Below are 23,270 nucleotides of genomic sequence, written 5' to 3'. Positions count from 1 at the left end.
ACCAGACCGGATCTTTGGAAGTTTTAAAAACCACTTTGCCCCTAAAACACATCGCTGTTTCATCCATACTGGCTTTGGTATTGGGATATGCCATTTTCAGATATGAGGTGATGGTTCTTGCTGTTCTGTCGGCTTTGGTTGTCTTATTTTTCTTTGGGAGAATGATTTACCTTAAGCCCATGTATGGCTTATACACCACCTTGATCGTTTCTTTTTTTGTAAACGGAATTATCAGATACCTGGATTTACCTCTGGGACTTGGGGTTGACTTGCTATTGTTCTTCTCTATTATCATCGCCCTCTTCTCAAGGGAAAAACCGGCTGTTTCTAACCTCAACAGTAGCTTGCTGTGGATCAGTATTATCTGGTTGGGATTTACGGTGTTGGAGATTTTCAATCCCGAGGCTACAAGTAAAGTCGCTTGGTTCTACGCAGTCCGGGCGGTATCCATCTATCAAATTTTAAGTGTTTTCTTTCTTTTGCTTTACCTGAAAGATAAAAAGCAGGTGTATTATTTTACCCACTTGACCCTAATCTGCTGTTTAGTCGCTTCCTTCTGGGGCTTTAAGCAAATTTTCCTGGGTCTGGATGAATGGGAAATCCGGTGGTTAGCATCAGGCCCCATACGGACACATGTACTCTTCGGTGTGCTTAGGGCATTTTCTTTCCTTTCTGACTCAGGTCAGTTCGGTGCCACGATGGGATATGGTGCTATTGTGGCTTTTTTGCTTGCATTGGGGCCTTTCTCTGCCAGAAAGAGGGTAATCTTGGCCCTAATCGGGTTCATATGCCTGTACGCCATGGCCTTAAGCGGAACACGAGGTGCATTTTTTGTGGTGATAGGGGGAGCTTTGGCTTATTTAATATCTACCAAAAACCTAAAGAGCATTGCGGTTGGCGGCGTTTTCTTGTTGGGGATATTTATGTTTCTGAAGTTCACCACTATAGGCAATGAAAACTACCAGCTCCGTAGGATGCGTACTGCGCTGAACCCTAAGGATGCTTCATTGCAGGTAAGGCTCGAAAACCAGTTAAAATTTAAACAATACTTAGCTACCAGACCATTGGGAGGGGGTATTGGAACTTCCGGTTCTTGGGGACAGCGTTTCTCCCCAAATACTTTTCTTGCAAACACCCCTAATGACAGTTGGTATGTAAGAATTTGGGCAGAAACGGGAATAATAGGGCTAACACTGCACGTTATCATGATACTGTATATCCTTTTTAAAGGATTTGCGGTCACTTTTTCCTTGAATGACCCTATGCTGAGACAGTATATGATGGCGTTGAATTCAGGGTTTGCAGGAATCGCTGTGGCCGCATACGGGAATCCGATTATAGGGCAGTTCCCAATCAACATAATCATCTACTTCACCTGGGGGGCAATATTTCTGGCAGCTAATATGGATAAACCCCAAAAACACTTAGCAGGAGCCGACAATCCTGTATTGCCAACAGGCTAATCTGTTTCGTCGGCCCGGACAGCCCTTTCCCATGTAGCCGGCTGCTCATCCCTTACCCATCTGAAAAATCCCATAATGGCGCAATAGTTCATAACACAAAAATAATAGGGGAGAAAAAACCCTTTAAAAGGTGCCCTTTTGTCCTGAAGCATATTTCCGATCAGAGCAAACAGATAAAACGCATACTGCATTCCCAACAGCACTGTCCAAATCAAGCTGGCTCTATATATCGCCAGGAAGTGATTCAGACCAAATAAGGCCACTAATACAAAAGGTATGATTGCCCATCTCAGCACCCGGTGACTAATGTACTGGAAGGCAAGTAAGGGATCATGAAAGGGATTGATAGCCTTCCGTAGGCGAAACATGCTCTGCCAACCCCCTGCCGCAATTCTAATTTTCCGCTTTGTCTCTTCTTTAATATTTGCACTGGCATACTCCGAAGCAGAGGCCTCAGGCACGTACTTCACCCTATACCCCCCTTCGGCTATTTTCATGGAAAGCATGAAGTCATCCAAGATAGTATTATCAGGAAGTTCCAGAAACAGTTCTTTTCTGCAACTCATCAGTTCGCCGGCAGCTCCGACCAATGTATAAAAGTAACTGTCGTATTTCTTTAGAAATGATTCATATTTCCAATACATTCCTTCCCCTCCGGTACTTGCATCACTTGTTTTTTCCGAAATAATTGATTTCTCTCCCGATACAGCGCCTACCTTACTGTTCCGGTATGGAAGTACCAGCTTGGAAACAGCCTCGGGGTTAAGTACGGTATTGGCATCACAGAAAACCAGGATTTCTCCGGAGGCCCTGGCCACTGCACGCTTCATCGCTGCCAGTTTGCCTTTTCTCTCAGGAGAATGCATGGTTATCACCCCTTCAAATTCCAATGGTATATACTGGGAACCATCGTCCGATCCGTCGCAGATACAAATTATCTCCAGCCTTTCCTTCGGGTACAAAAGGGCCAGTGTATTCCGTAATTTATCACGCAGCATCTCCCCTTCGTTATAGCAGGGTATTACCAAAGAAACAGAGGGGAAATACCCTCCCGGATACATTTCTTTTTCACCGCCTCTGATCTTGACCAAGAAAAACAAAAGTATACCATACCCTACATAGGCATAGAAGCTCAGAAACAACATGGATACAACCAAAATCTCTATCATATGCTGCTATAGTTTTAATGCTGCATAGCACTTCGATGCCATTCCCCAAAAATCACGTACCCGGTTTTCCCAAGAATTAGACTTGGCTACATCATACCTCTCCCGACACACAGAGCTACTGTTGGATTCTATAGCCCGGTCAATCAATTTCAGAAATTTCCTGTGGTCGGTAGCAAGATAAATATGTTCGCTGAAATCAATGATATCGGGTGAAAAATCCGTCGTCACTACAGCTCTTCCGGCAGCTAGGTACTCATTTATTTTCAGAGGATAGATACTTCTGGTAAACTCATTGATCAAAAACGGAATGATAGCACAGTCGAAATACCGAAGATAGCGCGGCAACTCTTCCAGCTTTCTGGGCCCTGTGAATAGTAGATTTGGGATTCGGTCCAGATTTATATCCGTATAAATCTTATCCTCCCTCGGTCCCACCAGCACTAGGGTTTTGTCAGGATGCGCCTCAGCTATTTTTTTAAGCAGCACATAATCTATTCGCTGACATATATTGCCCGTGTACCCAATGATAGGCGTACGAATATGCGCCAGCTCATCGGGAATCTCTCCTGCAGTCTGCCATGTTGATTTAAACAGTTCCGTGTCGCCGCCATTTGGAAAAATACTCACAGTCTTCCCGCTGGATTGTGTCAGATCCTTGCTGAGGTTCTGGGAAGTCGCTATCGCCATATCGTAGCTCCTGATCGCCTGAATCTCCCTGTAAGCCCCGTGTTTACGCGTATATGCATTAATAGCTCCGATGGCATCTCTGGATTGGTAAATAGCAAGTATTGGATTCAGATACTTTTTATAGTTTGCCAAATACGTCGGATTGAACGAGTTGAGAAAAAGGTACTGGCCTACATTCTCTTCCCCAAGGGTCTTTCGGATAGCCTTGGCAAGTATGCGGTCATTGATATCCGACAGCAAATTGTATCCCCAGCCCTTCCTAAGCCAGTTTACAGGGAACACCAAAGTAGGGGTAATAGCCTTTACAATCCCATCAGTGTACTCATAAATTGTTCTTACCTGTGAATTCCCCCTGAGCAATGCCCGCCGGCGCATTTGTATAGCAGGAAGTTTGCGTCCCCTAAACCATTCTGAGAAAGTGTATGGATAATCTACATAATAAACGCGGTTATGCTTGCCAAATTCCTTGGCTAAAGACCAGGATGCAGAGGATATCGGCGAATCCCATCTGGACATCGAAATGATCACTATCGGCAGTTTTCTTACGTCGTCAGGTCCAAGAGGCACTTTCATAAAGACTTATTTTTTTAGATCGGGGAAGTCGTTTTTTCTTTCTTGCCACACTTGGTCAAACGTAAGTAATTTATCATGTTTGGTGACTCCGAAGTCTGACTTAACGGCCTTAAACCCGAAGAGTGAAAGCACCTGAATCCCCGCAAATACAGGAACAAAAGGCAATGCTTTCCAAATTAGCAGCGGTGTATGGGAGCAAACCAATGCCATCACCCAATTAGTAGCGGTCAAACATACCACGACCAGTGAAATAAGCAAAACAAGGGGGTTTGTCAACAAACCATAACTCAGTGTAAGCACTAACCCCCCGGCCAAAAAAATCAGCGGCGGAGTAGAGGTCATGAGGGCAAAATAAATACCATTCCATTCCAACTTAGCCAGTTTGGCCCACAGCAGGGACCAGACATCCTTGAGATGATCAAAGTAAGACTTGAGCCAACGCGTCCGCTGCTTCTGTACCTGATCTCCATGGCTTGATTTTTCATCAAAAATCAGGGCCGATTTCTGATAGGCTATTTTATATCCTCTACCCACTAACTTATTTTGCAAAATCTTGTCCTCAGCCAATATGATTGATGGGTTGTTCAAATCAAAATCAGCTAAATACTGTTCGAATATGTCCATCTCTATAAGCATCCCCGAGCCCGCTATGACAGCAGAAGAACCCAATAAATACGGGAGTTCCTTATGGATGAAATTATAGTAGATTTCACCAAGCGCATCCAAACATGCCAGAGTAGTGTCTAAATTCTTCGCCGTACGCCTTCCCTGAACTGCCTTATTTCCTTCGCCAAAAGATATTGCCAGGTAGCGCAGACAATCCGGATGCAGCAAGTTGTCCGGATCCAATACCAAAACCGCATCATGGGGCCTTACCCGCAGATCTAGTCCTCTTTTTAATGAAGCAAGCTTGGAATTGAGAGCTGTCTCAGGATAATGCACGGTCAACCTACCATCGACAGGCAAATCAGGATGTGGAAGGCAACGGTCTGCAATCAGGTAAATATGAAAATCTGCATGGCTCTGGGCTAAAATCGACGCTATCAAGGGAAGGGCAATTTCAACATCCTTATAAGCGGTTATCACACAGGCTATGTCTACCTCTTGATTACCGGCAGGTAGTTCCCCTGTAGCGCGCGCCGTTTGCAAAGCCACAACCAAAATAGAAATGGAAACAAAAGAAGCATAAAACAAAAGCAACATAGAAACAGCTAAAAGCACAAAATCAATTAGAACCATGATCTTAAGATTTCTGCACTATAATTCATAAATAAAAAGCTAAAATTGTCGAAAGGGTAAGCTTGTACATTCCGAAAGGGAAGTTTAAGTTAATTTATGCCTAATCCTAACAGATGACTAAGAAATGCACATACTAAACAAATTTACCCTTAAACCCGCAACGATAACCTGAAAAAAGTGTTTTTTTTAGGATTGTCCGAAATGGCCGGTAGGAAGGAATGGCCCGCCATTGCGATGCCGGCCAAAATGGCATATGATAAACTTTACCGACAAATGCTTTAGTGGTAGAAAAGCGGATAATCATATTTATTTTTATACTTTTCAGTCAGGAACTATATTTTAGCCTGTGCCATCACTACTTACCCTTCCGCTTGTTTCCATAATCACCGTTAATTTTAATCAAAGCAAACTTACAGAAGAACTTCTGCATTCTTTGGAAAAGATTAGCTACTACAATACGGAAACCATAGTAGTGGACAACGGATCCGACAAATGGGATTTTCAGGGACTTCAAAAACGGTTTCCTTGGGTCAAACTGGTCAGGAGTAAGGAAAATCTGGGTTTTGCCGGAGGAAATAACCTTGGAATCAGTGTAGCAAAAGGAAAGTATCTCATGTTTCTAAACAATGACACCGAGGTGACACCTGGGTTTTTGGAACCTCTGGTTACCATCTTTGAGCAAAACCCAAACATAGGTTCAGCTTCTCCAAAGATAAAATATTATCATAGTCCCAATCAAAACACCATTCAATGGGGAGGCTCTGACGGTGTTAGCTCCCTCACTGTACGGGGAAAAGTGCATGGCGGCGAAGAAGAAGATATCGGCCAATGCGATCAGATTACGGAAACCCAGCTAGTCCACGGCGCGGCTATGATGGTTCCATTTGAGGTAGTGAAAAGAGTCGGATTAATTCCTGATATTTATTTTCTCTATTATGAAGAGCATGATTGGACCGAGATGATTAAGCGTGCCGGCTATAGCATATATTATGTGGGTAGCTCTACGGTGTATCACAAGGAATCCATGACTGTGGGAATATTCAGTCCTATGAAGGTTTATTATATCAACAGGGGAAGATTGATTTTCACACGAAGAAACAGGACGGGTCTGAATAGGGTGGCAAGTTTACTTTTTTTTGGACTGGTCGCTTTACCCAAAAACCTGGTTGCTTACCTGATACAAGGTAAATGGAGACTTGCAAAAGCCTTATTGGCTGCATGCATTTGGAATATTCAAAATCCTTCTGTACATGACCACCCCGTATTACAGGAAGGTAATCCAGGGACATATAGGATAGTGGGACAACGTAACTCTACCATGCATAAATTCTAAAAGCTATCGAATATGCTTAAAACAATCTATGCTAAATTAAAGACCAAGCAAAGTCAGCTTGAACAAGAAGGAGAACCTTCAGGATTGGGCAATATGATAGGTTATTCTATTTCCGGTGTCAGACAGCTTCTAATGGCTCGCTGGTACTTTTCCCGAAATTCCGTGATGGGGAAGATGCTGATGGTAAAAGGAAGACCTCAGGTACAAAACAAGGGCAGGATCATTTTTGGGGATCATGTGAAACTATGGTCAGTATTTCAGCGCTCCAAAATCTTTGTCAAACGGAATGCCTGTCTAGAGATCGGAAGCAATTCGTTCATAAACGGTGCCCACCTATCTGTAAGTGAATCCGTCATAATCGGAAAGCATGTGAACATCGGCCCTTATTCTATCATCATTGACGATGACTTTCACCCAGTGGATGCTGCCGGCACCGGGATCTTACGCAAACCAATTGTAATAGAAGACCATGTATGGATCACTATGAACTGCATGATAATGAAAGGCGTGCGAATCGGGAAAGGAGCAGTAGTAGCCGCGGGAGCTGTGGTAACGCGGGATGTCCCTCCCCATACATTGGTAGGCGGTGTTCCTGCCAAAGTAATCAGAAACCTCAACTAGTGTTATGCTAAGGGCAATAAGTACCGAGTAAACCTGTCAGGTTTTGCTGGCATAAACCACAAAAACCAACATATTCATCAAAAATTGATGGTGTAAACCTGACAGGTTTTGGCTAATATGTCAATTGGTCAATCACTTTAAAATTACAGCAGACAGTAACCAGAAAATCATGAAAATCGGTATAGAAGCCCAGCGGATCTTCCGGACGAATAAACACGGGATGGATTTAGTAGCCGTACAGCTGATCAAAAATCTTCAGCGTATAGACCATACAAACCAGTATTTCATTTTTGTGAATCCGGATGAAGACACACAGACAATCACCGAAACGAAGAATTTCAAAATCATTCCTCTTCGAAAATCCCCCTACCCTATCTGGGAGCAATATTTTCTCCCTAAAGCCGTACGAAAATATAAGCTTGACCTATTACACTGCACAAGCAATACCGCACCGCTGGCTCTTAAAATCCCCTTAGTCCTGACTTTGCATGACATCATCTATCTGGAGCAATTTCAGCTGAAGCTGGGCACCTTGTATCAGCGATTTGGCAATCTATACAGAAGATGGGTTGTTCCCCGTATAGTAAACCGTTGCCACACCATTTATACTGTGTCTCCTTATGAAAAGGAAGTAATCGAAAAGCATTTCAATTTCCCGCTGGGAAAAGTCAAGGTAATCAACAACGGAGTGGCAGTTCATTTTAAACCACAATCAGCTGAAGCGGTAGAGGGGATAAAAAGAAAATACGGACTTCCTGATTCATACATGCTCTTTTTAGGAAATACAGATCCAAAAAAAAACATGGTGGGGCTGCTTCAGTCCCTTCTTGTTCTCGAAAAGGCCAACAAACTTTCTTTCGGAATTGTAATTCCTGATTTTGGCAGGAAAGAACTGGAGAACTTACTTTCCGGTATCGATGCCTTGGTACTATTGGACAGAATACATCTCCCCGGATATATTGCCAACGAGGAACTCCCTTTTTTCTACAGCGGTGCGAAAGCATTTATCTATCCTTCATTAAGAGAAAGCTTTGGGCTACCCATTCTGGAAGCAATGGCCTGCAAGTGTCCCGTGATCACATCCAACACCTCTTCCATGCCAAGCGTGGCAGGGAAAGCGGCACTTCTGATCAATCCAAAAAAAACTGCTTCCATCAGCGAAGCCATTTTACGCATGGCTACAGATAAATCCCTGCGTCAAGACCTAATCGAAAAGGGAATAGAAAGATCCTCCCAATTTAGCTTTAAGAAGGGAGCCGCTTCTGTCCTTGATACCTATATGTCCATTAAGCGCAAAAAACCATGACACCCAAAAACTATTGGTTGACTAGTGGCTTTTTCACTATGATGCACAAGGCAATTGATTTTTTGGTCGGTTTCTTGGGATTTATGATTTTGGTAAGAATCTACTCCCCGGAATCATTTGGGATATGGGTTCTTTTTATCACGATAGTCACTATTATTGAACTGTCGCGCAACGGCTATCTGCAAAATGGGCTGATCAAATTTCTGGTATCCGATACAAATCAGGATGGTGAAATACAGATGAGTTCCCTCCAACAAAATATCATTCTCACACTAATCTTAATGCTCTCCACCTATGCCCTTGCTCCGTATGCTGAATCGGTTTTTGGCGCACCGGGACTATCTAAGTTGCTTAGGATACATGTTTATTTCACTCCTTTTTTGATCTTCCATACGCACAACCTGATCCTGATGCAGGCAAAGTTTAACTTCCGATCCTATTTTTTTGCGGGAATAAGCAAAACCGTCCCTTTTTTTATTTGTATTTCCTTCTTCTATATAAGTAATATAGACCTTGATCTTATACAGCTGGGTTGGATTTATAACTTTTGCTATATAATTGCGCTACTATCCTCCCACATTCAGGTTCGGAAGTACCTCAACTTTGTCTGGGGATGGAACAGCTATTGGTTTTCCAAGCTTTTCCATTTCGGTATTTACGTATTCGGCACAAATCTTCTCTCTGTCATCTCATCCAGTATGGATAAATTTTTGCTAGGCGCATTGCTTACCCCCATAGAAGTGGCTATGGCCAACAGTGCAGGCAGGGTGACCAATCTTCTGGACATACCCATCAATTCGATTGCCTCCATTTCCTTTCCCAAAGCCTCTGATGCCCACGAAAGAAAACAACACGCTGAGGTGTCCAAAACCTACGAACTGACTCTTGGGGCAATGCTAAGTTTCAGTTTCCTGTACCTGATTGCCATTTTACTTTTCAGTAAAACAATAATCCTATTTATAGTCGGAAAGGACTACCTGGCGACGGTGCCCTACCTTCAGGTTATTTCACTTCTAGCTCTGGTACGACCGCTGGACAGACAATCCGGTGTGTTTTTGGATGCCATCGGAAAGCCATCTTACAATATGGTGCTTGTCTTCACCACCATGCTATCCGGTGCGTTGTTCTCCTGGTTTTTTATATCAAGATATGGACTTATGGGAGGAGCATATGGAATAATGCTGTCCCTGACTATTACGGCGGTAATCAAAAGTTTTATACTAAACAGATTCCTGAAAATCAATTACCTCAATATTCTAAAACAGGCTTTACGCAACTATCCTCTAGCCATCAGGCTGGGCTGGTCAAAAATAAAGCGGAAACCACTATAAAGGCGCACTTCGCCTCAAGCTGCCCGAAAAATCGCTTTTATTCTACAGCCCCCCTTTGAGGGCGCAGAATCAGAAAGCTTGATATACCCAAATCAGACCTATTCCTTACAGGGAAATCGCTTTTACCCCAAAACCCTTCAAGGGTTTGTCCTCCCATTAGGATTGTTAAAGGCGATTTCCGTGCTATTCCTTACAATAAAGATACCGCTCAAAAGAGGGACTAGAGGCCTTTCTCATTTGCCCGTTCAGCCCTTTGCCAGGTTACTGCCTGCCTCCCCCTGAACCATCGGAAAAAACCCAAGACAGCACAGTAGTTCATTACAAAAAAATAATAGGGCACAAAAAAACCCGGTACTTTCACCGGTCTATTTCTCATTAAATAGCCAAGCAAAGCCAGTCCATAAAAGCAATATTGAATCATCAGAAGAAATACCCAAACCTGGTGGTGGGAAGCAAAGACCAGTACATGGTTCAGGAGAAACACCAGCGGTAAAAGAAACGGCACCACCGCCCATCTCAACACTCTATGGCTCACATATTGGAAACTAAGAGTCAAATCATGAAAGGGGTTAATCGCCCGGCGAAGCCGGACTATACTTTGCCATCCGCCTGCGGCAATCCTGATTTTCCGTTTCATTTCCTCATTCACAGAAGAGCTGCTGAACTCCAGCGCTTTGGCGAGCGGGGTATACTTGACCAAATATCCCTTTTCAGCCATTCTCATGGTCAGCATAAAATCATCCAGAATGGTATCGTCGGGAATGTCATCGAGAAGGACTCTCCTAAAACTCATCAGGCCTCCGTCACCTCCGACCAGGGTATAATAATAACTGTCGTATTTCTTGAGAAACGACTCATACTTCCAATAAATGCCTTCCCCTTTACTGCTGGCTCCATCTGATTGCAAGGTGATAATCCGCTTTTCGCCGGTTACCCCTCCTACTCTCAAATCCCGGTAGGGAATGGTAAGCTCCTGAATCGCTTCTATATTGAGAGAGGTGTTGGCATCTGAGAAAACAAGTATTTCTCCGGAAGCCATAGCCGCTGCTTTTTTCATTGCGGCAATTTTCCCTCCCCTCCTGGGAATAAAAACCGCCTTTATTGAAGAGTACTCCAAGGGGATACGTTCAGAACCGTCATCCGAGCCATCACTTACGAAAATGATTTCTAACTTATCCGGCGGATAGTCAAGATTAAGCGTATTTTCTATTTTTGACCTTAGCCCCAACCGTTCATTGTGAAAAGGAATGATTAATGATACCGTCGGAAAATAAGAATGTCCTTCGGAAGGCCTGTCCGACCGCCTCAATTTGACTAAAATAAAAATAACAAAACCATATCCCAAGTAGGTATATAAAATCACCACAGAACACAGTACAAAAATCACCTCCATGACAGTACAAATTCGGCTCCGGTATCGCGCTTGGTTAAGCAGCTGCCTTACCTATCTCCACCTTCGCCTTTTTCAGTAGAAATTTAAAAATAACCTACACTTGACAATAGTAGTTTTATTTTATCACTTTTCATGAATGAAGTTAAAGATTTTAATTGCAGCTACGTACACCGGATTATGAATTAGGGTTCGCTATAGCCTGTCCCGAAAAAAAATCGGGACAGGCTATACTTCAGTAGAAAATCAGCCTGTCTGTAGACTCAATCCGCAACGGCGGATAGTTATGGTGAAGACAAAAACAGAAACGTAGTAGCTGATTTTGAAACAAATAGAACCGGAATTGCCATTGTATTATAATTATTGTACCATCACGTCCCAACAGGCTGGGGTAATTTCTTCAAGAACAAGAAAGCGTAAACCCCTCCCGACCATAAATAATCAATCTATAACAGCGGAGATTTGAAATACCTCTTCTTGGGCATTTTTTGAAGAAACGGATATCCTAAGATCAATTGACTCTCCCTTTTGCAAAGGGATCAAATTATCCAATTTGATATGGTGCAGGTCAAATGGCTCTAAGCTTTTGGATTTCCCCTTGGCAAGCAAAATAGAATCTTCACCATTTACTACCCATACTTTGATTTCAGAAGGCTTGGATTTTACCTGTCCAAAGTTTTCTATCGGAACAGTAATAGTGTTTTGTCCGACCACTGGTTTTCCCGTAGATAGAATCGCTGGATTATAATCCACCCATGGCAATCTCGCATAACCGAAAACCAGTTGCCCGCCTATATTCTTTCCAATCAGTTTACCTACAAAATCCTCTTCCTTAAACCCATTTCCTAGCCCCTCGAATGTAATTTGAAGATCATCTCCCTTAGCCTTAAATGCTGTCATTTTAGCACCTTTCCCAAAATTAACTTCTTCCGGCGCTCCAAAATAAAGGCTATTCAAATCCAAGTGTTCAAGTGGCTTAAATCCCTCTTCAGCTTTTATCAAAAGCTTGATGCTGTTGGTCTGGGGTGTAATTGGCTTCTTATTGATCAATTCCAGCTGAAGCCCTGCTGCCAATGGTATACCGATATTTTTGGAACTGTGAGAATCGTTGGGTTTGTCTTCATTCTTGAGGGTGTCAATAACCGCAAAATTAGCTTGTGTGGCTCTTCCCAACTCATCCTGAAATATTTTAATTCGTTCATATTTAAACCAATCCTCGGCTGTCCCATCTTCATAACTGGTGATACCCGGCATATAAGCCTCTCCGGGATCAGTTTTCCAGTGTACCCCATCCTTTGACCGTAAATAAAATGCAATTCTGCCCAGCCAATCATTCACTATTAAATGATATTGAATAGCGTCTCTCCAGACAACAGGATCTTCAAATCTTCCGTCAACCGGTGGGTATACTCTTTTGTCCGTAACTTGATAAAAAGTGCTTAGGCCATCTTTACTAAACCAGACTCCTCCTCCCCTGCACACCATTAGGAAGGAACCGTCTTCCCTCTTAGCAAAAGTCAGATTTGACAACCCTTCAATTATAGGCCTGTCCCTTTGATCAAACTCGTAGTTGCTGTATTCCCAAGGTCCGGATAGACTTTGGGATGTATACCTGCCGTCAATTACATAGAGGACGTAATCTCCGGCGTCTGTTTTATAAATTTCAGGATTATGTCCTTTTCCTATTTCATCTACCACCGTAAAGGGTCCCATTGGTGAATCAGACTCAGCATGCACCACAATAGAATTTGGCCATTCATGATGCCCTTTTGGAGAATCCTCCCTCCACCTGCATACATACATATGAAATTTACCATCCTCCCCTTTCAGGATATTACCACCCCAGTAAGACCATTCATTGTCCTCAATTCCATTATCGATGTACCTAGGAACCACATCCGCTTTTCCCCATGTATTGGAGGTAAGTTGACCAATAGGAGGAATCGGCCGGAACAAATCGATAAACTTTCCCCCCTTAACCAGATTTTTCCATTCCTCAGGCCGTTGTCTTTCTTCTACCTGACCAAGGATAGTCCCTGAACAAAAAAAGCCAGAAAGAACGGCTAGTCCGATTTTAAACAAACATATTTGATGATTAAGCATTAGTTATTATAAATAATTTTCATAAGGTATAGTGAAGGAAAAGCTGAAGAACGGAACACCTTCCATCCCCCGGCTTTTCTAATTATGGCCATTCAAATAATGAAGTAGTTCATTAGTTGAATACACGTAAAATCAATAGTTTTCATTCTGAATTAAAACTCCGTTACTCTTATCAATTTCTGACTGAGGCAATGGCCATTCGTAGAATTTATCTTCAAAATTAAAAGGAATGACACCATCTTCAACATTGTTGAGGATTTCACCTGCAATTTTCCATCGTTTCAAGTCGTAGTACCGAAGCCCTTCGAATGCAATCTCAATTCTTCTTTCATGCCTGATGATATCACGCATCTGTTCTTTTGACAATCCCGACGGCAAATTATCCAACCCAGACCTATTTCTAATTGCATTGACTGCTGAATACACCTCTTCAGACGGCCCGTAAAGTTCATTTTCAATTTCAGCATGCATCAATAATACATCTGCATACCGTAACAAAACCCAATCTTGCTCACTTCTTGTGGCGTAGCCATAAGGAATTAAGTCTGGGGTAAGAAATTTTTTCACACCATAGCCGGTAGGTCTGTTATTAGAAGGTGAATGGATATTGCCATCTCCCCAATCTACATAATCGGTATAAATACTCTGGCTGAGCCGCTGATCACCTTCTTCAAATTCATCCACAAAGCTTTGCAGGGGGCTCACTACTACCCAATCCCCATACCATTGATCCATAGCGGTAGAATTGTTGGGAGCCAGAAATTTGATAGAGAAGATAATTTCCTCATTCCCTTCCTGGCTTCCGGCCCTAAAAACACTTGTAAAGTCTTCCGCGAGCTTATAATTACTATTAACCAGCTCATCCGAAAGTATGTTAGCCTTAGACATAATTTCAACATTGGGGGTGTTTTTACTGTCGAAGGCATCAAACATATATGCCCTTAATAATAGTGCCTGGGCAGAGGTCTTCACGGCATGCCCACCTCCACTATAATAGGGAGTGTCTGGAAGCGAAGCTATTGCAGTCTCCAAATCGGCAACTAACTGAGCAAAAACCTCACTCTTAGGTGATTTAGCCTGAAACTGGGTCTCAAAATCTAAAGGAACGGTCACTACAGGTACAGCTCCGTAGGCCTGGTATAATTGGAAATAGAAAAATCCACGGATAAATTTCGCCTCGGCAGCCAACTGCTCTTTATTTGACCCCGTCATATCGCTCCCCTCATATTCTTCCAGATTTTCAAGAAAAATATTGATTCTTGCGATGGCCTGGTAAGAAGATATGTAGATATCAGAAATATACCCACCGGAAGATGGAAATATATTTCCCTGAACTATACCATTGCTGCCATAATAGTTATGTTGGCCATAGCCGTTATCTGTCACAGCATCCCAGTTAGGTGCTCCGGCAGCATAGTATTCACTCTGCATGGCACCGTAAATAGCCGTGAGAGCATTATCAAAATCTGCTCTGGATTTCCAGAAAAGCTCTGATGAGAGTTGATCAGTGGGGTTTTTACCCATGAAATCGCTACAAGAACCAAGTGCGATCACGGAGCCAACGAGTATATATGATAGTATATTTTTCATTTCAAGGTATTTAGGGTTGGATTAAAGTTGCACTTGGAGACCAAATGCATAGATCTTATTCTGAGGATAGCTCACAAAATTACCGTTGCCGGCTCTTTCGGGATCTAAGCCGGGGTAATCTGTAAAAGTGAAGAGGTTGTCCCCTGAGAAATAAACCCGAAGCTTACTGACGTTAATCTTACTGATAAAACTTTTCGGGAAGCTATATCCAACAGACAAGTTTTTTACCCTTAGATAGGAGGCATCTTGTAGGTAATAAGAAGATGCTCTTGAAGATTTGCCAGAGTCATTCCATCCCCAATACATCCTCGGCATAGTGGTAGAAGGATTTTCTTCGGTCCATCTATTCCTCCAATCCACCGTAGGAGGAGCACCCTGCACAAAAGGAATAGTGCCCCAGTTGTTGACATAAATATCCCTGGCCTTTACACCCTGAACAAAAGCAGCTATGTCAAATCCTTTAAAAGATGCACTTAAATTAAAGGAATATTCGAATTTCGGGAACGGATTTCCTATGACAATCCGGTCATCGTCATTGATGACCCCATCATTGTTTTGATCTTTGAATTTCAGATCACCTGGAAGGGTATTATCATTAAACTGCTTGGCCGAATTTGAGACCTCTTCTGCAGTCTGAAATATCCCTATTTGCTCCAACAAGTAAAAACTACCGTATGGAAGACCTTCTCTGAATATTTGATTACCGCTAATTTCCTCTGCCCCAAATTCAACCAGCTTATTCCTAAATCGATCAATAAAAAAACCTGCTGATACGGAAGGGAAAGCACCCCACCTGTTATCCGGACTAAGCCTACTGGTACCGTCGTACCTCATATTTACTTCCAAGAGGTACCTTTCATCATAATTATATCCTATCCTCCCAAACACGGATTGAATTGCCCAATCGTTAGACGAGCCAGAGGCATTTTGAACAGCCGGACTTCCTGCATCCAACTCCAATAATTCAGTAGAAGAATAACGTTCCCGATAGCCGTTTAAAAATTCGAAATGATTGCTTTCCTGACTGTAACCAGCCTGAAAATTGAAGTTGTGTTTTTGGCTGAAGCTTTTTTTATACGCAAGGTAGGAATAGAGATTGGTGTAGAAAGTTTGGGAGTTATACACATTCAGACCCCGCCCCCCTACATCCAAATCCGTCATAAAATCGCCGGTATGGTAGTTGTATAGCTTCACAGTAGGTCTCCAGTCCTTATTGGAATCAAATTCAGCCCTTACTGCTCCCTTGGTATACCACTTTAATCCTTTTATAAGCTCAAACTCTGTCCACAATTGCGCATTTATTGTATGGTCAATTACCTTACTCAATACACCATTCTCTACAATGGCGAGGGGGGTTTTATTATTTGACTCAAAATCAAAAGATTTAAAAGTATATCTTCCGGATCCATCAGGCAGCTATGGGCGGTAGGTAGGAGCTTGGGAAAGAGTTGATAGAAAAGTATCTTCAGCCCCCTGTCTTGGGCTTTCCCTTTCCCCTCTAATCATAGAAAGGTTGCCTCCGAATTTTACTCTATCGTTCAGTCCTGAGCTTAAGTTTACCCGCAGGTTATAGCGGTTATAATTAAACCCTTTCATTACGCCTTCCTGATTTACATATCCCAGAGAAATATTATAAGTAGTCAGCTTCTCTCCGCCGTTAAAAGATAAATGGTGATTTTGGGTTGTAGCCGGATTAAACATGATATCCAACCAATCTGTATTTGGGTATTTTAAACGATCGGTGGCATTTCTATAAAGATCAATTTGCTCTTGGCTATAAAGCCCCGTCGTGATCCCGCTGTTGGTTTTTGCCTCATTCCAAAGCTCCATGTATTCAGCAGAATTCGTAATAAACTCCGGCATACGGGATGGGGTATATATCCCAATATTGCCGGAATAGTTAATTTTCAATCCTCCTGTACTGCCTTTCTTGGTAGTCACCAGGATTACACCATTCGCTGCCCGTGAACCATAAATGGAAGCTGAGGCAGCATCTTTCAGAACTGAAACATTTTCAATATTATTAGGATCAATTTCTGACAAATTCCCCTCCACCCCATCAATCAACACCAAAGGATTGGAACCGGCCTCGCTGAAAGTCCCCTGTCCTCGAATACGAATAGATAACCCTTCATCACCAGGCTGGCCTGAATTCTGTACTACGCGAACACCGGGCATTCTCCCCTGAAGCATTGATGAAGCGTTGGTCACCGGCCTACTGATCAACATATCCCCACTCACCTCAGCTACCGCACCGGTGACATTCACCTTCTTTTGAGTACCATAGCCCACCACAACGATCTCGTCCAAGGAACTGGCATCTTCCAAAAGTGTGACAGCTATATCAGACTGGTTAGCAATAGTTACCGCTTGACGTTCAAACCCAATGAATGAAAATTCAAGTACATCTCCTTCAGCCACTTCCAGTGAAAATTTACCATCTATATCAGTGACAGTACCTGTGGTGGTACCCAATACGATTACTGTCACTCCGGGAATAGGCTCCCCATTAACGTCCCTGACTGTACCGGTGACCTCGTTCAGTTCCCTGATGGTAATTACCGGTTCGGAAGAATTTTTTCTCAACACTTCTCCGACAAAAATCGAGTTGTCCACTTGTTTGAATTTCAAGCCGGCGACCGTGGCTATATCCACGAGAACCTCTTTTACGGATTGTTTTCTATTTTTGACATGTATTAGGGCAGTGTTTTGAAGAATTTCTTCCAGATACACAAATTTGTAAGCTGTTTTACTTTCTAGGTTTTTAAATAAATCCTCTACTCCCCACTTGTCTTTTTGGAGTACGACAAACTCTTCGTCAACAGGCTTGACTTGGGCATTTGTATCGTGGGCCATCGCTGCCGTGAAAAAAATGCATTGCACGATGAATCCATACATGAGGTTTTTCGATACCATTTTAATTAGGCACAGTAATTTTCTTTTCATAATTTGAATTGGTTTTAGGGTTTACGCTTTAAAACTCTAGGGTAAAGGATTTCATTTGGCGATGGAGACTTTACCCTTTTTATGCTTTTATATCATAGGGCTGTTTTTTTTATATGAACACGATTATTGTCAATGGTAAAACTGAAGTCTAAAGAGAAGCTTAGACCGGTCAGAATGTCTTTGAGGTTTTTGTTTTGGAATGTCCCGATTACTTTTTTATTGACATCAATGCTTTCATCTACTCTGATATCCACTGAATACCACTCAGAAAGGTCATGCAACACATCGCCAAAAGGCTTTCGCTCAAAAATCAAATTCCCTTCCTTCCAAGCTGTCACCCTTTCTGCCTCAAATGATCCAACAGAAAAATCATCGCTTGCTTTTCCTTTGGGACTCCACAAAGCCATCAAGCCGGGAGTGAGTTCCACTTGATTGCCCACCTTATCCACTGCTACCTTTCCTTCCACCAGTGCTATCCTGTAGTCGTTATTTCGGGAATAAACGTTGAACTCTGTACCTAAGGCTGTGGTGGTTACCTCTTCCGTGATCACTTTAAATGGTTTGGAAGAATCCGAGACTACATCAAAATACGCTTCTCCCTTAATATTGATCACTCTATCGCTTACCCCATAATCCGAATAGAAGCTGATTTCAGATCCAGAATTGACTATGATCCGGGTTTTGTCAGCCATCACTAACGTCAGCTTTTCACCGGGCCCTGTGGTCTTGGTGGTAATGGTACGTTGAACTTGGTCTGATGTGCGGGTGTTTCTGTTACTAAAGCTTTCAAATAAAACATAGGAGCAAAACATGAATAAAAACAAACTTGCTGCTACCCTTAAGCTTTTATATATAAAAACGCTCTTGTCAGCCCTGATATCTTGTGAGGGATCCCGCATTCTTTTGTGAATATCCCTAAGCATTCTGTCATAATCGACCTCATCACTTGTACTGGGAGAAGCCTTCTTCCAATAATTTTCAATCAGTGCATCGAACTCTTTTCTTGATCCGGGCAGCATCAGCCATTCTCTTACCTCGTATTCATCCTGAGGAGAAGCAGTGCCTTTTAAAAATTTAATGATTTTCTTTTCTTCCAAAGCGAATGATATTTGCTATAGAAAACATATAGCAGGAAGAATACTTAATATAAACTCAATAAAAAATAAAAAAAATTGAAAAAACCCCTTTCTACAGAACAGAAGAGAGATGGATCAACGCTAAGGTAAGTGAGATCGGATAAGAAATATACGGTTGCATTTCCTTTTTCATTGTTTTCGAAGCCAAATAGATGTGGTGCTCTATCGTTCGTTGGGATAGGTTCATCTGGCCGGCAATTTCCAATGCTGAAAGGCCTTGCAGCTTGTTCAGCTTAAAGACCTCCTGCTGAACTTTCGGCAGCTTTTCGATATAGGAATAAGCTATTGATTCTAGATCTCGGTAATCCAGCTCATTTTCTATCTTATTATCGTTCAGATAGACATTTTCAGGCGCCTCTTCCAATGTACATGCAGGCCGCCTGTCTCTGGCGTAGTTATACATGTAAAACTTGACGGCCTGAAACAGATAGGTTTTAAAGCTTTTGGAAGCATCTAACTCAGCCCTTTTGGTCCAGATTCTGGTGAAAATTTCCTGAACAGCATCCTTAGCCAATTCCCTATTTGGGAAAAAAGTAAGCGAAAAAGCCATTAATTTTTTGACATACCGAAAATACAGCTCGTCAAAAGCAGGAACATCTCCCTTCTTTAATCTGATCAGCAAGTCTTGGTCACTATGATTGCTAAGGCTACCCATAAAATGGATTCTTGGACTTTTCCCATTAAAGCAGCTCCAAAACAGGATTTTGGCTTTTTCAAAGCCTGGTTCCGAACCTGATTTATTGGGTTTATTGACAATTGTATGGAAACAACAACCGGTGAATAGGTTTTTAAACATATCACTATTTTTCCGATTATCCATAGGCACTGCCGTGCAAAATTACTTTAACCGGCTTCTGAACCGATTCTTCACATGCCACGGATCCATCAAGAAAAAAAGGCCATAGTCTCCTGCCATGGATTATCTGTTGGAAATGAAGGTCATTTTAGGAGGATGCCTGCTATACGTAGGCTTTTGTAAAAAAATAGTGAAAAGCTACAATCCCGCCAACCAACGTGATATTTTCATTCAGTGATATGGAGCAGGGCAAGCCCTCACAGCGATGGTCATCACAAATCAAATGCATTCATTTTGGATAGGGTTCTTTTCCTGATACCCGAAGCAAAAAAATCCCAAATAGGCTAATACAGTTAACACCACTGTACGGATTGTGCGTTCCCAACTCTCAAATATTATAATATCCATCTCTTCCTTACTAAACTAACCAGAGTCTTTCCAGACACACCTAAGCCAACACATATTCAAATTCCTGCAGGCAAGTTTTACAGGATACTGCACATCTTCTACACTCCTCCAACTTATATTTTTCACACTCAGACAGAAGTCTCTTGCAAGTTTCGGCGCAGGCCAGCATCATTTTCCCACGATCTAATCTGGCAGACTCGCACGCATCCAGGCATTCTGTACCTGCTATAATACAAAGTTGGGCAAGCTCTTTACATTTTGTCAGTTCAGTTAAATCTTTAGTTGATTCTATCAAGTTATAGCAGTCTGCTATACACTGCTCCACTGCTTTGGAACAATTGCTTTTAAGTTGTATTAAACTAGTCATGGTTAGGAGAATCTATACCTTATCACAACCAAGAAACCAGCCATATAAAGTTACTTTACGTATTGACTATAGGCCGCTGTATAGACTCTCCGGTTCTAAACCAATAAAACAGTTTTATAATCTTTTAACACGCAATAAGACTTTTATAAATTGTGGGAATGTTTCACCGACAAGTCAATTTCTTTTTTTAAGCGCCTACCTAGCTTGAGAAATATATTCCCAACCCGTTGAATTAACTCAACAGGTTGAAATTTGGTTTGGAATTCGCATTTTATAATTCATCCGCAATTCCGCAGGTCTTAAAATTCCTTGACAGAAATCAAACATCCACGTAGATCAAGGCACTACCCGGTCCGAGCTTGATTAGGGAAAATCCCGTTTTTCAAAACATTCTACTCTATTTTATCCCTAAGCACTGCCTCAGGTTTTCTATCCGTGTCGAGCTTGAGTTTCATTCCATTTTCATTGCGCAGGTACAAGGTACGGGTTGGAAAGGCAATGGATATTCCCAACTCCCCAAACTTCTGATAGATCTGAAAATTGAAATCCTGCTGTATATCCATGTAGGTATTAAAGTCGGCACTCTTGATGATATAGACAATCTCATAATCCAAACTAGAGTCCCCAAAAGCCTTAAAGTGCGCCCTGTCAAAGTTGACCCGTTCTTCTGACTCTACAATCTCTTTCAGTAGTCCAGGGATCATTTTTACCTGTTCCACGGGAGTTTCATAAGTCACACCGACGGAAAAAACAATCCTTCGGGTCTGCATTTTTTTATAATTATGAATTCGGGAGCCGGTCAGGTCGCTGTTGGCAAAAACCAACTGCTCACCGGAAAGCGTCTTGATTCTAGTGGTTTTGATACCGATTTTATCCACAACTCCATTTTTATCCTCTACCACCAGAAAATCACCGACCTCAAATGGACGGTCAAAAAAGATTACAAAGTAATTGAACAAGTCACCTATGATATTCTGGGCTGCCAATGCAATGGCAATCCCTCCTATTCCCATTCCGGCTATAATTGCGCTGACATTATAGCCTAGATTGCTCAGCATGAAAATCAGTCCGACCAGCCATATGACCCCATTGATAATCATGATAACTCCCCCCATCTGCTTCACCTTTTCCTCTCCTCCTTCCTGCCTTCTTATATAAGACTGCAGCAGCATAAGGATAATGCCTGAGACAAGCCTGATCGCATAGTAGGTAATAATGACTACAAATATCACTTCCAAAATAGAAGTGATCCTTTCAGGCCAAACCAGGGTCTTCAGCCCTGCATACATAACAGTAAAATAGACCATGGGAACCACATATACCCCTATACTCTCGACTATAAAATCATCTATAGTAGTTTTTGATTTTGACACGAAATCTGCTAAACGCTTTAACACTACGTTTTTAAAAATCCTGACCAGCATTAGGGCTAAGGCAATCGCTCCAAGAACTATCAAATATTCTTTTCCTGTATTTCCGAAATATTCCGTAGTTAGTAAATCTTCCATAAGACTCGTTAGTTGTGTGGTTTAGTACTTATTATAAATTGAATTCAGAAAAAAACGCAAAAGGTCAAGTAGTTTGTTAACCTGGAATGCAGCGAGTTGTGAAATAACTACATTTCATAAACGGTCTGCCGGAAATGGCTTTCAATTGGCTGCGCAATTCGTTTTAACAAGAGTATTAGAAGGTTTTTTGTTCCTTCAAAGCTGACTTTTAATTCAAAAACCTTTGGATAAGTGGAAGCGAGTAGGTAGCCCCTCTGTTTACCGGTTAAAGCACTGTAGGTGTGAAATAGTTATAGTCCGGGGTTTCAACCCAGGGTCGAATAAGCAAACAAGGCCATTGCTTGCCTACAGATCCGGTGGGAAACGAGAGCTAATACAGTAGGATGGAAACAAAAATTCATTAAAATGAAAAATCCTTGTGCTTCAGCCCGTATCCTCACAATTTCTTGCCGCCGTACGTGCCGGTCATGTATTTGGCTAAAACCTGACAATCATGGCTCCATCCACGTCGCCGTTCGTACCTCCACAAACAGCTTAAGCTAGTTCGGGACAGTAGTCTGAAGACTGCATTGATTTAGGTCCAAGTCTCCTGGCTTGGACCAGTAGAGCCCCTACGTGTCATCACGGAGCGTGCCGCAGAAACGAAGCAATCACGTAGGTAGGAAAGATTTGTAATTTGCCCGCAGCGGGGCCCAGAGTTTCATCTGTTTATAATTTGATTTTCAATGGCCATATGGAATCTCGTATGGCTTATAATCATCCCAGTGTGCGACGTTCTTCGTCATGCTCGATTTCATATGATTATAAGTTTTTCTTAAGGGTCCTAACCTGTTCCATGACGAAGGAAATGGGATACCCGCCTATGACCGGACGGAGAATCCCGCATTCCAAATGTCTTCACTTCGGAAGTTTTACACAACATGCTCAATTTCAACCCCGGGCTAAAAAAGAACAAAGGCTATGGACTCCTGCCCGGAAGCATCGTCCGGAAATAAGATCTCGTGCAGGAGATGGAAAGGTAAGTTGTACCTATTGTATCAATCCATAATTTGGAATGGATAATTCCATAAAAACAGCCCGCTACAAGGCAAAAACGCAGTAAATCCCGCATTGGGTTTATTCCCCGCTGCACCCAACCTGCTTTCTTCTGCTCCGTAGGGAGATAGGCGAAAGTAAGGCGGGAGAAGACTGAGGAGAACCCCTACCGAACTTTCGGCAGGGATTTACTGCAGTAGGTAACACTACATTAGTATAGCCGTCGCCTCCTCCGGACAAGCTAGTACTGGTATTCGCTGATATCGGTG

Annotated in this window: 16 protein-coding genes; 5 read left to right on the top strand and 11 right to left on the bottom strand. The window is 42.4% G+C overall.

Going from position 1 to position 23,270, the window contains the following annotated elements:
• Positions 1–14 precede the first annotated feature (14 nt).
• On the top strand, positions 15–1,463 hold the full coding sequence (locus ID165_RS05790) for an O-antigen ligase (protein WP_192349425.1): 1,449 nt from the start codon (positions 15–17) through the stop codon (positions 1,461–1,463).
• On the opposite strand, the gene ID165_RS05785 is transcribed toward ID165_RS05790, so the two are convergent.
• From ID165_RS05785 to ID165_RS05775, 3 genes are read right to left on the bottom strand one after another with little or no spacing between them, the layout of a single operon-like run.
• Positions 1,460–2,632, bottom strand: a complete 1,173-nt coding sequence (locus ID165_RS05785) for a glycosyltransferase family 2 protein (RefSeq protein ID WP_192349424.1) — start codon at positions 2,630–2,632, stop codon at positions 1,460–1,462. The genes ID165_RS05790 and ID165_RS05785 overlap by 4 nt on opposite strands.
• Positions 2,633–2,638: 6 nt before the next feature.
• A complete protein-coding gene (locus ID165_RS05780) occupies positions 2,639–3,892 on the bottom strand; it encodes a glycosyltransferase (protein ID WP_192349423.1) in 1,254 nt (417 codons plus the stop codon).
• A gap of 6 nt (positions 3,893–3,898) precedes the next feature.
• Complete coding sequence (locus tag ID165_RS05775; protein WP_192349422.1) at positions 3,899–5,131, bottom strand: glycosyltransferase; 1,233 nt, start codon at positions 5,129–5,131, stop codon at positions 3,899–3,901.
• 346 nt (positions 5,132–5,477) lie between these two features.
• Between ID165_RS05775 and ID165_RS05770 the strand changes: the two genes are divergently transcribed.
• The 4 genes from ID165_RS05770 to ID165_RS05755 all read left to right on the top strand — a co-directional run bounded on the left by ID165_RS05770 (position 5,478) and on the right by ID165_RS05755 (position 9,722).
• On the top strand, positions 5,478–6,464 hold the full coding sequence (locus ID165_RS05770) for a glycosyltransferase family 2 protein (RefSeq protein ID WP_192349421.1): 987 nt from the start codon (positions 5,478–5,480) through the stop codon (positions 6,462–6,464).
• A gap of 12 nt (positions 6,465–6,476) precedes the next feature.
• Positions 6,477–7,085: a DapH/DapD/GlmU-related protein gene (locus ID165_RS05765; protein WP_225587002.1), complete on the top strand. Its 609-nt coding sequence runs from the start codon at positions 6,477–6,479 to the stop codon at positions 7,083–7,085.
• A gap of 169 nt (positions 7,086–7,254) precedes the next feature.
• Positions 7,255–8,391: a glycosyltransferase family 1 protein gene (locus ID165_RS05760; protein WP_192349420.1), complete on the top strand. Its 1,137-nt coding sequence runs from the start codon at positions 7,255–7,257 to the stop codon at positions 8,389–8,391.
• The gene (locus ID165_RS05755) at positions 8,388–9,722 is read left to right on the top strand and encodes an oligosaccharide flippase family protein (protein WP_192349419.1); all 1,335 of its coding nucleotides are present in this window, start codon (positions 8,388–8,390) and stop codon (positions 9,720–9,722) included. The genes ID165_RS05760 and ID165_RS05755 overlap by 4 nt, the downstream gene beginning before the upstream one ends.
• A 220-nt stretch (positions 9,723–9,942) precedes the next feature.
• On the opposite strand, the gene ID165_RS05750 is transcribed toward ID165_RS05755, so the two are convergent.
• The 8 genes from ID165_RS05750 to ID165_RS05720 all read right to left on the bottom strand — a co-directional run bounded on the left by ID165_RS05750 (position 9,943) and on the right by ID165_RS05720 (position 21,966).
• Positions 9,943–11,115, bottom strand: a complete 1,173-nt coding sequence (locus ID165_RS05750; protein ID WP_192349418.1) for a glycosyltransferase family 2 protein — start codon at positions 11,113–11,115, stop codon at positions 9,943–9,945.
• A gap of 438 nt (positions 11,116–11,553) precedes the next feature.
• Positions 11,554–13,215 carry a glycoside hydrolase family protein gene (locus ID165_RS05745; RefSeq protein ID WP_225587001.1) on the bottom strand — a complete coding sequence of 554 codons (1,662 nt, stop codon included), beginning with the start codon at positions 13,213–13,215 and terminating at the stop codon, positions 11,554–11,556.
• Positions 13,216–13,347: 132 nt separating this feature from the next.
• Entirely contained in the window at positions 13,348–14,805 is a 1,458-nt protein-coding gene (locus tag ID165_RS05740; RefSeq protein ID WP_192349417.1) for a RagB/SusD family nutrient uptake outer membrane protein, read from the bottom strand.
• Positions 14,806–14,826: 21 nt separating this feature from the next.
• Positions 14,827–16,131 carry a hypothetical protein gene (locus tag ID165_RS26635; RefSeq protein WP_225587000.1) on the bottom strand — a complete coding sequence of 435 codons (1,305 nt, stop codon included), beginning with the start codon at positions 16,129–16,131 and terminating at the stop codon, positions 14,827–14,829.
• Between the two features lie 90 nt (positions 16,132–16,221).
• Positions 16,222–17,751 carry a SusC/RagA family TonB-linked outer membrane protein gene (locus ID165_RS26630; RefSeq protein WP_225586999.1) on the bottom strand — a complete coding sequence of 510 codons (1,530 nt, stop codon included), beginning with the start codon at positions 17,749–17,751 and terminating at the stop codon, positions 16,222–16,224.
• Between the two features lie 92 nt (positions 17,752–17,843).
• Positions 17,844–18,848, bottom strand: a complete 1,005-nt coding sequence (locus tag ID165_RS05730) for a FecR family protein (RefSeq protein ID WP_192349416.1) — start codon at positions 18,846–18,848, stop codon at positions 17,844–17,846.
• A 91-nt stretch (positions 18,849–18,939) separates the two neighbouring features.
• Complete coding sequence (locus ID165_RS05725; RefSeq protein ID WP_225586998.1) at positions 18,940–19,683, bottom strand: RNA polymerase sigma factor; 744 nt, start codon at positions 19,681–19,683, stop codon at positions 18,940–18,942.
• A 1,167-nt stretch (positions 19,684–20,850) separates the two neighbouring features.
• A complete protein-coding gene (locus ID165_RS05720; protein WP_192349415.1) occupies positions 20,851–21,966 on the bottom strand; it encodes a mechanosensitive ion channel family protein in 1,116 nt (371 codons plus the stop codon).
• Positions 21,967–23,270: the final 1,304 nt, after the last annotated feature.

The sequence above is a fragment of the Algoriphagus sp. Y33 genome (genome assembly GCF_014838715.1).
Taxonomy (GTDB): Bacteria; Bacteroidota; Bacteroidia; order Cytophagales; family Cyclobacteriaceae; genus Algoriphagus.
The sequence above is the reverse complement of the archived record's forward strand: the minus strand, read 5'-3'. Positions and strand labels throughout refer to the sequence as shown.

What these genes read in the sequence shown, in the direction of transcription:
- ID165_RS05745 (WP_225587001.1), bottom strand. Translation starts at nt 13,215, where the DNA reads ATGCTTAATCATCAAATATGTTTGTTTAAAATCGGACTAGCCGTTCTT.
- ID165_RS05755 (WP_192349419.1), top strand. Translation starts at nt 8,388, where the DNA reads ATGACACCCAAAAACTATTGGTTGACTAGTGGCTTTTTCACTATGATG.
- ID165_RS05785 (WP_192349424.1), bottom strand. Translation starts at nt 2,632, where the DNA reads ATGATAGAGATTTTGGTTGTATCCATGTTGTTTCTGAGCTTCTATGCC.
- ID165_RS05780 (WP_192349423.1), bottom strand. Translation starts at nt 3,892, where the DNA reads ATGAAAGTGCCTCTTGGACCTGACGACGTAAGAAAACTGCCGATAGTG.
- ID165_RS05775 (WP_192349422.1), bottom strand. Translation starts at nt 5,131, where the DNA reads ATGGTTCTAATTGATTTTGTGCTTTTAGCTGTTTCTATGTTGCTTTTG.
- ID165_RS05765 (WP_225587002.1), top strand. Translation starts at nt 6,477, where the DNA reads ATGCTTAAAACAATCTATGCTAAATTAAAGACCAAGCAAAGTCAGCTT.
- ID165_RS05750 (WP_192349418.1), bottom strand. Translation starts at nt 11,115, where the DNA reads ATGGAGGTGATTTTTGTACTGTGTTCTGTGGTGATTTTATATACCTAC.
- ID165_RS05760 (WP_192349420.1), top strand. Translation starts at nt 7,255, where the DNA reads ATGAAAATCGGTATAGAAGCCCAGCGGATCTTCCGGACGAATAAACAC.
- ID165_RS05725 (WP_225586998.1), bottom strand. Translation starts at nt 19,683, where the DNA reads ATGTTTAAAAACCTATTCACCGGTTGTTGTTTCCATACAATTGTCAAT.
- ID165_RS26630 (WP_225586999.1), bottom strand. Translation starts at nt 17,751, where the DNA reads ATGAAAAGAAAATTACTGTGCCTAATTAAAATGGTATCGAAAAACCTC.
- ID165_RS05740 (WP_192349417.1), bottom strand. Translation starts at nt 14,805, where the DNA reads ATGAAAAATATACTATCATATATACTCGTTGGCTCCGTGATCGCACTT.
- ID165_RS05720 (WP_192349415.1), bottom strand. Translation starts at nt 21,966, where the DNA reads ATGGAAGATTTACTAACTACGGAATATTTCGGAAATACAGGAAAAGAA.